The sequence below is a fragment of the Uliginosibacterium sp. 31-16 genome (assembly GCF_030730865.1).
Taxonomy (GTDB): domain Bacteria; phylum Pseudomonadota; class Gammaproteobacteria; order Burkholderiales; family Rhodocyclaceae; genus Uliginosibacterium.
Genome location: NZ_JAVALZ010000001.1, coordinates 746,993 through 759,491, shown reverse-complemented (window position 1 = coordinate 759,491; position 12,499 = coordinate 746,993). Strand labels below are relative to the sequence as shown.

10 protein-coding genes are annotated in these 12,499 nt (G+C 58.7%); all 10 read left to right on the top strand.

Going from position 1 to position 12,499, the window contains the following annotated elements:
• The first annotated feature begins 39 nt into the window (after positions 1–39).
• The 10 genes from Q9Q94_RS03480 to Q9Q94_RS03435 are packed head-to-tail and all read left to right on the top strand — an operon-like array spanning position 40 to position 12,482.
• On the top strand, positions 40–516 hold the full coding sequence (locus tag Q9Q94_RS03480) for a hypothetical protein (RefSeq protein WP_305978624.1): 477 nt from the start codon (positions 40–42) through the stop codon (positions 514–516).
• Positions 517–524: 8 nt separating this feature from the next.
• Positions 525–1,277 (top strand): type II secretion system protein, encoded by a 753-nt coding sequence (locus Q9Q94_RS03475; RefSeq protein WP_305978623.1) that lies wholly within the window; start codon positions 525–527, stop codon positions 1,275–1,277.
• Between the two features lie 22 nt (positions 1,278–1,299).
• Positions 1,300–2,994 carry a pilus (MSHA type) biogenesis protein MshL gene (mshL, locus tag Q9Q94_RS03470; RefSeq protein ID WP_305978622.1) on the top strand — a complete coding sequence of 565 codons (1,695 nt, stop codon included), beginning with the start codon at positions 1,300–1,302 and terminating at the stop codon, positions 2,992–2,994.
• Positions 2,991–3,926 carry a M48 family metallopeptidase gene (locus tag Q9Q94_RS03465; protein ID WP_305978621.1) on the top strand — a complete coding sequence of 312 codons (936 nt, stop codon included), beginning with the start codon at positions 2,991–2,993 and terminating at the stop codon, positions 3,924–3,926. Before mshL ends, Q9Q94_RS03465 begins: the two co-directional genes overlap by 4 nt.
• Positions 3,923–5,404, top strand: a complete 1,482-nt coding sequence (locus Q9Q94_RS03460; protein ID WP_305978620.1) for an ExeA family protein — start codon at positions 3,923–3,925, stop codon at positions 5,402–5,404. The genes Q9Q94_RS03465 and Q9Q94_RS03460 overlap by 4 nt, the downstream gene beginning before the upstream one ends.
• Positions 5,397–7,100 (top strand): GspE/PulE family protein, encoded by a 1,704-nt coding sequence (locus Q9Q94_RS03455; protein WP_305978619.1) that lies wholly within the window; start codon positions 5,397–5,399, stop codon positions 7,098–7,100. Before Q9Q94_RS03460 ends, Q9Q94_RS03455 begins: the two co-directional genes overlap by 8 nt.
• Positions 7,097–8,356, top strand: coding sequence for a type II secretion system F family protein (locus Q9Q94_RS03450; protein ID WP_305978618.1), 1,260 nt, complete (start codon positions 7,097–7,099; stop codon positions 8,354–8,356). Before Q9Q94_RS03455 ends, Q9Q94_RS03450 begins: the two co-directional genes overlap by 4 nt.
• Before the next feature lie 9 nt (positions 8,357–8,365).
• Positions 8,366–10,261 carry a hypothetical protein gene (locus tag Q9Q94_RS03445; RefSeq protein ID WP_305978617.1) on the top strand — a complete coding sequence of 632 codons (1,896 nt, stop codon included), beginning with the start codon at positions 8,366–8,368 and terminating at the stop codon, positions 10,259–10,261.
• A complete protein-coding gene (locus Q9Q94_RS03440) occupies positions 10,258–11,310 on the top strand; it encodes a type II secretion system protein (RefSeq protein ID WP_305978616.1) in 1,053 nt (350 codons plus the stop codon). Before Q9Q94_RS03445 ends, Q9Q94_RS03440 begins: the two co-directional genes overlap by 4 nt.
• Positions 11,307–12,482 (top strand): type II secretion system protein, encoded by a 1,176-nt coding sequence (locus Q9Q94_RS03435; protein WP_305978615.1) that lies wholly within the window; start codon positions 11,307–11,309, stop codon positions 12,480–12,482. The genes Q9Q94_RS03440 and Q9Q94_RS03435 overlap by 4 nt, the downstream gene beginning before the upstream one ends.
• Positions 12,483–12,499: the final 17 nt, after the last annotated feature.

Here is a 12,499-nt window from a genome sequence, read left to right as displayed (position 1 = left end):
TGGTTGCTGCCTTCGCAAACTCCGGCGCAAGGAGCAGGTATGTCCGCCAACCCCGCCCTGCTTCCGACTGTGCAGACGCCGGGGCAGGAGGCTAATGCTGCTCGGTCGGCTGATTTGCCACCACCTTGGGCCAAACCGGCCGCTCCCGGTGGGGCAGGAGGGCGAGATCCGGAAAAAGTTCGTCAATTGCAAGCACTTCAGTCACGTCTGACCTCCTTGACTGCTGGGGGGAAAGTCACGGACTTCAAGGCTCTGGATTCGGTGCTGGCGGATCTGATCAAGGTTCAGGGCAGTACGGTGATTGGCGGGGTCGACTTCGCCGTGCTGCGAAGCAATCTGGGCAAAGCGCAGGAAATCGAACGTCTGGCGAAGGAAATGGAATTGTTGTCCAAACAGCCCAAGCCGGACATGCCGAAGATCCAGGCATTGATGGCGCAGATCCAGGCAACACAGGCGGGGCTACGAACAGATGTGATGGCGGTGCAACCTGCGACCAGCAGTACGCAGAAGCCGTGAGGCGACTCATGCTGGGTGAAAGTACGCGCGCAGGAGAAGTCACCCAGAGGGGATTCAGTCTGGTTGAGGTGGTGGTTGTGCTGATGATTCTTGGTTTGCTGACCTGGCTGGTGAGTGGAACGTATGGCGGTGCGGCAGGTGCCGGAGACCGTGAAATGGCAAAGGCGCGTGGCAAGACTGTGCAAGAAGCAATCAGGGCCTTTGCATTGAATAACGGTCGGCTGCCTTGTCCAGATCCGGCTGGGTCGGGATGGGAAGGGGATTGTGCTGCGGGCATGCAGATGGGGTGGGCGCCCTATCGCAGTCTGGGGCTGGAGCAGCCTGCAGACCGTGATCGATTTGCCTACGGGGTCTACCGGAATGCTGCGGCCAATGCCGATCTGGCTGTGCGGACTGAGCGGACTGGCGATGCGGTGGGAGATATGCATTATCAGGACATCCGGGACTTGATGGTTGGCGTGCAACTGGCCCAGGCGCAAGTGGTGAGCAATGGTTTTCTTTATATGACGGGTGATGGCGCCGCGCTGGGCGCTGTTGATTGCGCGGCCAATCTGGTTGCACATCCGGCGTTTGTGCTGATTGCCCCACTGGAAGATCGGGATGGTGACGGCAGCAGGTTTGATGGTGTGCAGGCGGGTTTGCCAGCCACGGGTTTGTGTGTGCAGTCGGCAGCGACTGCTGCGAGTTCGGCACAGGATGATGTGGTGCTGAGCGAAGGGTTGTCTTCCCTGATGGGCTGGCTGTCAGCCCGTGCTTCTTGAATATTGATAGGAATGAATGTCCATGAACAACGTGAAAACACCGAAGGCAAGGTCCTGCGGGACTACGCGGGGAAAGTCGCGCGCACTGCCGCTGCTCGGAATGCTCCTGATTATGGGCGGGTGTGCTTCCTCTGAACCAAGAAGCGTTGCGAGCATGCCAGAGGTGGATCAGGCCGCACTCAAGCGCATCCGCGAACATGTGGTGGCTGAGTCGAAAAAGCTGAGTGAGGCGCAGGATGGATTGCGCGCTGAGCTGGCTACGTCCAGGGCAGCTGTTCCACTGCCAATGACCGCGCCGCAACTGGATCCGCTGGAGTCGCGGACCATCAGTGTAAGCATGAACAACGCGACTATCAGCCAACTGGTTGTGGCACTGGCAGATCAGTCAAAGCTTAATCTGATCGTTGATCCATCAGTACTGGCGATGGACAAGCGCGCTGACCTGCATCTGAAAGATGTGACCCTGCGTGAGGCGGTCAATAATGTGCTGCAAGCATTCGATCTGGTTGGCCAGATCAAGGGTAATACCCTGCGTGTTGATCTGATGGATGAACGGATCTTTTCGCTGGACTTCCTGAATACGAACACGAATCTGGATATCAGTGCTGGCGGCAATGTGTTTGGTTCAAATACGGGTGGCACGTCAGGCGGAAGCGGGAATGCCCTGCGTGGGAATGTGATTCTCAACGGTGGCAGTACCGGCAAAAGTGATCCCTACGACCAGATCGAAAATGCGGTCAAGCGGATAGTGGGTGATGTTCAGACCCGCCGTCAGGATGCCGAGGTCGATTCCAAAGGAGCGACGACTTTCAGTCTGGACAAGATGTCCGGCAGCCTTTACGTGAAGGCACGTCCGTCGCAGGTCCGGTCAATCGAGAAACTGTTGGAGCGCACCCAGAAGGTATTGAAGCGCCAGGTCCAGATCGAGGCCCAACTTGTAGATGTTCAACTCAGTGATGGCTTCTCGCTGGGGGTGGACTGGAACATTCTGCGTAATCAGGTGGCCGGGACGTATGGGACATCGCCGATGACCTTGGGCCCCATCTCTGCAAATCTGCCGGCTGGTGCTACGGCGAACCTGCCTGCGCGCTCCCTGACAATTCCGTCGAAAATTCTTGGCTCGGCGACTGACGCTGCGATGGGTGTGGCATTCCAGTCCAATTCCTTCTCGGTGGCGCTGGATGCACTGCGTTCGTTTGGTAACGTCAAGGTTCTGTCGAACCCCAGCGTGCAGGTGCGTAATGGAACCCCCGCCTTGCTGAGTGTAGGGACCAGTACCCGCTATGTTTCGAAGACGACGGTGACAACCACGACAGGTACAGCTACTTCGACGGCCGCCGATGTGCAGACCGATTCGGTGTTTGCCGGTGTGATGGTTGGTGTAGTGCCTTTTGTTCGTGATGACGGACGTGTTGAGTTGATGGTGCATCCGATGCAGACGGACGTGGAAGCCACCAGTCTGGCGTTGGTTGATGTAGGGAATGGCAGCAAGGTGACGCTGCCAGTGGTGAGCTACAAGGGCATGACGACCACGCTGAATGTCTCCGATGGCGATACGGTGTTGATCGGTGGTTTGATCGATCAGCGCTCCAGCAACGCGGACAAGGGCGCTCCGGGTCTCTCCGATGTGCCTTATGTCGGTTGGGCATTTGGTAACCAGAAGAAAAGTCACAACAGTCGTGAAATGGTGATGGTGTTGCGTGTGAGGGTCTTATGAGTCTCATCCACGATGCACTGAAGGAAATGGAGAAGCCGACCCGGGCAAGTACTCCCTTGGTGGAAACTTCCGGCATTCCGACTCCAGGCCATGACAGGAATGTGGCGGGATGGCTGGTTGGATCCGCAATCGGTTTTGCGTTTGTTCTGGCTGGGGTGACCATCTGGTGGATGATCACGAAGCCTGGAGGTTCGCCACAACCTCCGGAGTCCTCCGTGGCAGTCATTGCCCCAATTCCGGCTCCGATTGTCAATGTTGAGCCGGTGTCGTCCATGCTTGCACCAGAAACGGCACCGTCCCCGACTGGCGTGACTGAGGCGGCTTCAGTTCCGGCTGCGGTGGAACCGGTGGCGAAGCCCGATTCGATTGTTGCTGTCGAGACTTTCCGCGCGCAGATCGTCCCGGTTGCGGTGAAGCCTGCGCCAGAGATCAGGGAGTCGAGTGTGATCATCACCGATTCTTCCGTGGCCAAGCCGGCCGCTACGGTCTCAAGGTCTGCTGCTAGGGGCTCTGCGAAGAAATCAGTCAGACCGACAGTAGCTGTGCCGGTGCCAGGTGCCAGGCCAGTCATTGCTCCAGAGCTGTTGTTTGCCGACTTCTCTGGCGCCTTGGAAAAAAATGATCTGGAACGTGGCAAAGCCCTGCTTGATCAACTTGCTGCAACGTTGCCATCCAACAGCCTGAGCCTGCTGCGGGCCCAGGCCTGGTATGCCGTCCGTGGCGGTGATTTGACGGGAGCTAACCGTCTGTACCGGAACCTGCTTGAGCGCTTGCCTGGCGATGAAAATGCCAGCCTTAATCTGGCCTCGCTAGAGGCCAGGGCTGGACGGCCCGGCGAAGCGTTCATCCTCATCAATGATTTGCTGCAACGTGATCCTGAGTCTTCTGCGGGCAATGAAATGATGAAGGTATTGCGCGAGGGCGCGCGATGAGCGAGAGCGCTGCCGGCCATCTGGCAGCGTTGGGGCTGCAACGTAATCCGTTTCCGCCTACCCCGGATGCGCAGTCGTACTTCTATACGTCGAAACTGGAGCGGGAGTTTTCCGAGGCCCTGCATTGTGTGCTGGCCCACAAAGGCATTGTTTTGCTAGCCGGAGAGGTCGGTCTTGGCAAGAGCACTTTTGTGCGGCATATGCTGGACACGCTGACAGAGAAAAACGTTGTTTATGCTTTGGTCCTGAATACGTTCCTGCAGGGCGCCGCCCTGCTGCAAGAAATTAATCGTGATTTCGGAATCGAGGCGACGGGCGATTTGTCGGACGATCTGGCACAGCTCAACGAATTCCTGTTGCAGCAACGACGAGACGGACTGACTTGCCTGGTCGTGATTGATGATGCTCAGAATCTCACCCTGGAAAGCCTGGAACTGGTCCGTTTGCTGACCAATCTGGAAACCGGACAGGAAAAATTACTGCAGATCGTTCTTGCCGGACAGCCTGAGTTGCTGGCACTTCTAGCTAAGGCCGAAATCCGCCAGCTCACCAGCCGCATAGTTGCCCATGTAAGTCTGCAAAGTCTTAGCAAGGCGGATTTGCTGCGCTATTTTGAGTTCCGCATCAGCCAGGCAGGAGCTGCTGGCCGCTTGCGCTTGAGCGGAAGGGCCTTGACGCATCTGCATCAGATCAGTGGCGGAAATCCACGCCGGGTGCACCTGATCCTGGATCGCTGCCTCTATGGTCTGGTGGCTTTGCGGACGAATGAAATCAGCCATCTCCTGGTCAAGACTGCCGCTGCCGAAGTGGATTTCAATCGCTGTCGCACCGAGGCGTCTGGCCGGCGCTGGTGGCCATATGCTCTTGCTGCGGCGAGTCTGATGCTGAGTGGAATTCTAGGTGTTTCTTTTGCGATGCAGACAGCCCCGAAGCAAGAGGAGAGCCGGGTCACCCTTGCTGCGCCACCTCCTGTGCCGGTAACGCCGGTGATTCAGACCGATCCCGTGAAACATGTTGCGGAGACGGGTTTGTCTGGCTGTGCATTGCGCATAGAAGAGGCCTTGAATGGATCTTTGCCAACAGGATCCCCGCTGCGGATCTCCAGCGAAATCAAGGTATTCCGTTTGCCTGATGAATTGAGTCGCTTTGTACAGGCCGATGAAAGAGCGTGTCTGTATCACGAGGGGGCCAGTGTCTGGGTGGCGTGGCACCCGACTCTCTCGAGCGCAGGCATGACCACAAGAGGGCCAAACAAAGTGGTGCAGGTCATGCAGATGAGGCTGGCGGCGCTGGGCTTGTTTGATGTCAGCGATGCGGACGGCTGGTTTGGCCCGAAAACCAGAGGAGCTCTGGCACGGTTCCAGACTCAAACCACTTATGGCAAGGATGGTGAGCCTGATGATCTCACCCTTTTTCTGCTGGAAAAGATGAACGTGAATGACCTCAACGCAGAGCGCGCAGGAGATAGTCGTGGCTGAGAATCAGGATGGAATGGTCATCGATCATCAGGAAGATGATGTCGAAGTGCACGGCCAGTTGCTGGGTGAATATCTGTGCCAGAGGGGTGTTTTGTCGGCGATGCAGTTGCAATACGCCCTGCAGAAGCAGAAGGTTGAAGGGCAAAAGCTCGGCGGTTTGCTGGTTCGGCATGGTCTGGCCAGCGAGTATCAAGTGGCTAGTTTCCTGTCTGCTCAGCGCGGAATTCCGCTGCAGGATCTGGAAAAGTGTGCGCCGCCGCAAGCTGAAGTTCTCGGCTTGTTCAACCGGGATCTATGCCTTTCGCACGGATTTCTGCCATTACGCCGTGCTGATGGATTGCTGGATGTAATGCTGGGGGATGGTGAGCCCGCTGTTGTAAGCGATCTGGTCATGCGGCGTACAGGGATGCGCTCACGTCTCCTGCAGGGTGAATTCACCCGGGTAGCACAAGCCGTACGTCAGCATTTCTATTTTTCCCAGAATCCGATTGAGGAGCTGATTGGTCGAGAGGTTCGTCGTCTGGGGGACGATCCGGATCGGGCCTACAGCCCCGAGAAGTTACTCGATCATCTTCTTCATCTGGCGGTGCGCGAGCGGGCTACCGACATTCACTTCGCTCCTGCCGAGCGCAGTCTGCATGTATTGCTGCGGATTGATGGTGTTTTGCGCCCGATGTTCGCGCTGCCTCAAGCACTGAACAGACTGCTCTCCTTCGTCAAGCTGTCTGCGGAAATGGACGTTTCGGAGCAACGCTTGCCGCAGGATGGCAGTTTCAATGCGGTGGTACTCGAGACAGGCTTGACCATCCGTGTTTCGACACTCGTTTCGGAGCATGGCGAACGCATGGTGCTGCGTTTGCTGCCTGAACGTAACGAGTTGGGCGGTTTGGAGAGGCTGGGGTTCCTGCCGCGGGATTTGCGTGTTCTGGAGAAGGCGTTTGCCAAGCCCTCTGGCATGGTTCTGATTACCGGGCCTACCGGCTCTGGCAAGAGCACCACCTTGCATGCGGCGCTACGGATGCAGTCGTTGATCGAGCGCAACGTGCTCACCATTGAAGACCCCGTCGAATATCAGGTTCCTGGCGCTTGCCAGACCGAGGTGAATCGGCGGGCTGGCTATGAGTTCGGCTCAGCCATGCGCTTTTTCCTCAGACATGACCCGGATGTAATGCTGGTCGGCGAAATCCGCGATGCCGAAACAGCTCAGGCGGCCATCGATGCTGCCTCAACAGGTCACCTGGTGCTGTCTACCCTGCATGTGGGAAGCGTGTTTGGTGTCGTGCCGCGCTTGCGTTTGCTGGGCGTGGATTCCGAAAGCATTGCGGAGAACATGATTGTTGTTGTCAATCAGCGCTTGCTGCGTCAGGTATGTCCCTTCTGCCGGACAGAGTGCGAGGCGACGACTGCCGAGCGCAATTTCCTCGGCGCCGATGCAAGAGATGTTCTTGTGCATGGAGCAGGTTGTGCTCAGTGCGGTGGCAGCGGCTACTACGGACGTTTACCTGTTTATGAAATGATCCAGATCTCGCGTTTGCTCGCAGACGCGATTGCCAATGCCGAGCCCCGTCGCGTGGTCCGGCAGCTGGCCAGCGACGAGGGGTTTGCGCCGATCCTTGAAATGGCCCGCTGGCGAGTGCTGCAAGGACAGACGACGGTTGATGAGGTCTTGCGTGTCGTTGGAGATGCCGCGACATGAACACCTACTTCTACCGGGTACTGAACGCGGATGGCGAGGTCAAGCGGGGCTTTGTCCGGCTTGGCGTAGAAAGGGACTTTTCGGCGCGTCTGTGGCTGGAGAAGCATCATGCGGGCGTGGTGCTGAGCCTGATCCGTACACCGGAATGGCTGGCCTCGGTTCAGGATGGCCTGTCGCAGTTTTTCCGGCAACGGGTCGGGCGGGACAGTCTGAGCGGGTTGCTGCGCGATCTGGCATTGATGACGGCGGGCGGCCTTCCCATGCTGGATGCGCTGCGGGTTCTGGCCATCGATACCCCGGACAATGATCAGCCAGAGGTGGCTGCCACAGCCAAGATGCTGCTGGGAAGTCTAGACGCAGGAGCATCGGTGAGTGATGCATTTGCGCGTCACCCTGACATCTTTCCGGAAACCGTGCGCAATCTGGTGCGCATCGGTGAGGCTACCGGTTCGCTGGACAAGGTTTTGCTGGAAGCCGCCGAACACGTCGAACGCATTACCCGGATCGGGCGCGACGTGCGTACAGCGATGATCTATCCGGTGATCGTGTTTGTTTCGATTTTCGCGGTCGGGCTGTTCTGGGTTTACTACGTGATTCCCAACATGGCCATCCTTTTCAAGCAACTGCACGCCAAGCTGCCACCCATTACCCGTGGACTGGTGGCGTTCTCAAACTGGTTGACGGCACATCTGTTTCTGGGCGTGTTCCTGATGGTCTGCCTGATTCTTGTGGCCGTCATCGTGCCTCGCCGGGTTCCGGGGGTGAAGAATTTCATGTATCGCATCGGGCACCGGCTGCCGATTGTGCGGACCTTGCTGCGATCTGCCGGGCTGGCCTATGTGACCGAGCATCTGGCGTTGCTCATTCGATCAGGTGTCGATGTGGTCAGCAGCTTCAGCATTCTTGAGCGTTCGGTACATGACAGTTATTACCGCGTGCGTGTGATGGCCATCCGTGAGCGGGTCGCCCGGGGTGACCGCATCGGTCTGGCCATGCAGCAGGTCGGCGGTTTCCCGACCATGGTGGTGCGGATGATTTCGGTAGGTGAGGAGTCTGGCTCGCTGGACACACAGCTGCGTCATCTGGCCACCGAATATCGTCAGCGTCTGAATACGCTGATCGCTAATCTGGGCGAAGTGCTCAAGCCGGCGATGATTCTGCTTGCCGGTGGCATGTTCATTTTCCTGATCGTCGCTCTGCTGCTGCCGGTTTATGACCTGGTCCGGCAGTCGGTTCTCGCCCCGATGGGGGGGTAAGGAGAGAGCATGGACAGACGACTCTGCAGACTGAGGGCCGCTTCGAATCAGGGGCGGGGGAGAGATACGCGCGGTTTCGGGCTGCTCGAAGTCATGCTCTTATTGATGATCCTTGGAACCGCTCTGGCGGCGGGATTTTTGTACCTCAAGGCGACAGAGGGTTCGCGCGAAGCGCAGCGGCAACAGGAATTGCTCCAGCAGGCAGACCGCTACGTAAAGGGTTTCGTGGCTAAACATCACCGACTGCCTTGCCCGGCTACGACCATTACCGGTACAGAGAATTGCAGTGCCACTACCGGCAGTCTTCCGTTCCGGACACTGGGGCTTGAGGGCGGTGATGTGCGTACGCGTATAGGACAGCTGCGATATTCGCTGGGAGCGACAGCTGCGTTGACGGTCGAAGACAACTACTTCAGTCCGCATACCTGGGACGGAACAGCCTATCCCTTCAACGCCAGAAACGGAGCGGATTTCTGTCAGGCGCTGGAGACGGCAGGCGCCGTCAACGCCTATACCTTGATCGCTTCCAGCACGCTGAACACCAGTGGCCAAGGGATCGGTGAGCAGACGCTGGGTCGGCGGACCGACGAGCTCGCGGTGAGCGCAGGCTGCGCTTTGCTGACCATGTCGCTTGAAACCCTTTCCCGGGCGGCGGATGTTGTTTCAGAGGTCAATCAACAGAAAGCAGATACGGTCCAGGCTGCGATCATCAGCACGACCATGAATGGCATTGCAACAGTCATGACCGTTGTGAACACGGTCATGGCAGGGATGGATATGGCTGCTGCTGTAGCGGTGCTGGCAACTGCCTCTGCGGCGTTGGCGACGGCCATTGCAACCTGTGTAGTGCTCGTCGGCTGCGCGGAAATTCCTCATGCGGCAGCATCCGTTGCTGCGGCTTCCGCCGCGGTGGCCGCTGCGGGGGTGGCGATCGCGGCAAATGTAGCCTCAGCAATTTCACAGGCAGTCGCTACCGGGCTTGCTGCCGACGTGCTCGTCAAGGCCAACGGCCAGACGACTACGACTGTCGTCGATATGAGCCAGGCTATTGCTGAGGCAGATGCCGCCGCCGCTACTGCCGCTCAGGAGCTTGCGACCCGGCAGGCGGAGGCTACAGTTGCCCGGCAAAAGGCAGACAACGCGAAAACGGCCCTAGATGCTCTGTGGACAAGCCTGCTGAATCTTGCGCATGCTGATGTGGCCGACGCGAATAACAAGACCGATCCAGTCGGGACGCGCCCGCTGACGCAGAACGATGGCCTTCTGTCTACAGTCAGACTTGACGCCAATGCGCTGGAGCAGGCCAAGCTTGATGTGAGCACGGCGCAAGGTGAGCTTGAAGTGGCCATCAAGAAGCGCGACGAACTGAATAAGGGGCTTGCCGATTTACAAACCATGCTGGCGAACGAGACGGATCCGGCCAAGCAGACGCGACTGACGGCCGCTATTGCCAGCCTGAACAGCCAGATTACCGATGCTCAAACGGGTGTTGCCAGCGCCCAAGCTGCTTTGGCCAGCCGACAAAGCGTGCAGGCGGCTGCGGCCAGCGCCCTGACTAGCGCAGAGTCAGCGGCCATCGAGGCCTTCTGTTTCGACAAGGTGGCAGGTGTTTGCACCGTGGTTGATCACCGTGGAGATATGCAGCAGGCGGTGGATTACAGCTTCTTGGGCATTGATGCCGGATACGTTCCCGAGTACCGCAAGTGGTTCGATCTGGAGCAGCGAGCTATCAAGGCGGAGAAGGCACTGGTCGACGCAAGGGCCACGGCGACTGATACGGCAAATCGCGCTCAGCAACTACGCACGATCTCCGCAGGTGGCTCGTCTTCGGGCAGCGAGATCAGCGTCTGGAATGGCGCCGAAGCAATACTTCAGGCGGCTGACGCTAAAGGAGCGATGGAATGAAATGCAGACAAGGAGGATTCAGTCTGCTTGAGATATCGGTGGCGCTGGTTGTCTCTGCCATCGTCGGCGTGATGGTCTGGAAGCTCTTTGGCGCTTCGCGGCCTGTTGCGGAAGGTGATCCGGTAGGGCGCGCCCTGATTGAAGCACAGCAGGCCCTGGAAGGGTTTGCTCAGGCTAACTATCGTTTGCCCTGTCCGGCTGTGGCGCCTGGTGGTGCGGCAGCGGCCAGTTGTGCTGGGCCGGCAAGTGGGTGGTTTCCTGCGGAGAGCTTGGGGATTTCTCACACAACGCCTCTGCGCTACGCAGTCAGTGGACCGTTGACGCTGGTCGCAGATCGCTATGTTCCTCGCCTGCCCCCAACCGGCAGCTCCGCAAGAATAAACGGACTCGACCTATGTTTGGGTTTGCAGGGGGCCGCCGGTGTTACGGCCGGAGGAATGCCGGTAGCATTTGCAGTAGCTCATGCCGGTGCGAACGGAGTCTTTGATGGAGTGAATGCCGGAACAAGTCTGGCCTTTGACATGCCGGGTAAGGCACATAGCGCTGAAAATGACGACAGGGTATTTGCTTCGGGTGTTGGCGAGATGTTTGCACGCCTGGGCTGTGCAAGCCGTCTGGGGGAGGTGAACGGCACTGCGCGAGCTGCTTTCGCGGCCTACGACATGGACCGTCTGGCTAGCATGTACGTGCGCTTCCGGGCTTTCGCAGTAAAGGTTAACGACACCAATCTGAAGATTGCTGAGGCAGGGGTGGCTTTGGCAGCAGTCGGCCTGGCCGTGGCGATTGGCACAGAAGCATCAGGAATCGCTTTTGCGGCGGAAACGGGAGGTGTCGCAGCACCTCAGGTCGTGATTGCGACGTTAAACATCGGATACGCCACAGCAGGCGTGGCATTGGCGGCGACGGCGCTGCAGGACTCCATTGATTCGGCGGCCGAAGCGCGTGAACAGTCAGCCGAGGCCGTCGCCTTCCAACTGCTGACGCAACAGCGCGCAGCGGACACCCTGGCGGCTGGGATAGCGCAAGACGGAAGGGGGTTATTGCCATGACGCATCCCAAAGGATTCACTCTGATCGAGTGCGCTGTGGCTCTGGCCATTCTGGGCGTGGTTGCCGCAGCCCTGATGTTTTTTGCCATTACCTCGCAGCGAGAGGCGGTGCATCTGACGGAGCGTGATCTGCTGGAGCGGGCGGAAGCGGCTATTGTTGCCTTTGCCCGCATCAATGGCCGATTGCCATGCCCAGCGGTGAGCCCGGGGGGGGGCGAGAGTTGTGGCGGTGGGTTGCAGAAAGGGTTTCTGCCTGCAGCCGTTCTGGGGTTGCCGGATAGCCGCGCCGCGTTTGTGCGTTACGGGGCTTATCGTGCGGCGAATGCCGATCCGGTGAAAGACGCGGACCTTGCCGTTGCCAAAGATCGTTATGCGCCGTTGACGACGGCGGGCACGCCGCCCGCCGCATTTTCGATTCCAATCGGCGCTACAAATGGTCTGGATCTTTGTTTTGCCCTGAATTTGCCGGTCACGACGGCCTCGCTTTCCGCCGCCAATGCGAACGGACTGCAGGTTCAGGATGAGGAGGGCAATTCGCGCAACGTAGCCTTTGCGCTGGCCACGGCCGGACTGCTGGATGCAGATGGTGACGGTAATCTATTTGATGGGCTGCAGAGTGTCGCCGGGAATTCATTTTCTGCCCCCTCCCGTACGGTCTCCGTCGGTTATGACGATCAAGTCCGCGCCATCGGATTCGATACGCTTTTCGGCGAGCTGGCCTGTGGTAATGCGCTGTCGTCTGCTGGACATGCGCACTTCAATTCGGCTGCGGGCGCGGCGATGATGGCGCACGCCATGACTGATTATCAGATTCAGCTTGATCTGGCAGTGCAACTCGCAGAGGCTGACGTAGCCGCAGCAGCAGCCGGCGTGCTCGCCGCTGCCGCAGGAGTGGCAGGGGCTGCTGCAGCGATGGCCCTGGCGATTGCCGAGACAGTTCTGAGCTATGGCGCGACTTCGGCGATCATCGCGCTTGGCTCGGTGGCCATTGCAGCGAATGCGGTGAGTGTGGCGCTAGCCACCGCCGGAACCGTGGCGGCAGGAATCGCTTTGTCCGAATCCAAGGCGCGTGCCGCCGAACTGGAAGGCACTTACCACCTTGTAAGCGATTCGGCTGCTCTGGCCAGACAAATCGACGCCAATGCCCGGGCTGCCGACGCGGCCGGTTTGTGATGACGAGAACGGACCTC

Bases quoted from the DNA above. Each gene is read 5' to 3' on its own strand.
- Q9Q94_RS03480 (WP_305978624.1), top strand. From the start codon at position 40: ATGTCCGCCAACCCCGCCCTGCTTCCGACTGTGCAGACGCCGGGGCAG.
- Q9Q94_RS03475 (WP_305978623.1), top strand. From the start codon at position 525: ATGCTGGGTGAAAGTACGCGCGCAGGAGAAGTCACCCAGAGGGGATTC.
- mshL (WP_305978622.1), top strand. From the start codon at position 1,300: ATGAACAACGTGAAAACACCGAAGGCAAGGTCCTGCGGGACTACGCGG.
- Q9Q94_RS03465 (WP_305978621.1), top strand. From the start codon at position 2,991: ATGAGTCTCATCCACGATGCACTGAAGGAAATGGAGAAGCCGACCCGG.
- Q9Q94_RS03460 (WP_305978620.1), top strand. From the start codon at position 3,923: ATGAGCGAGAGCGCTGCCGGCCATCTGGCAGCGTTGGGGCTGCAACGT.
- Q9Q94_RS03450 (WP_305978618.1), top strand. From the start codon at position 7,097: ATGAACACCTACTTCTACCGGGTACTGAACGCGGATGGCGAGGTCAAG.
- Q9Q94_RS03445 (WP_305978617.1), top strand. From the start codon at position 8,366: ATGGACAGACGACTCTGCAGACTGAGGGCCGCTTCGAATCAGGGGCGG.
- Q9Q94_RS03440 (WP_305978616.1), top strand. From the start codon at position 10,258: ATGAAATGCAGACAAGGAGGATTCAGTCTGCTTGAGATATCGGTGGCG.
- Q9Q94_RS03435 (WP_305978615.1), top strand. From the start codon at position 11,307: ATGACGCATCCCAAAGGATTCACTCTGATCGAGTGCGCTGTGGCTCTG.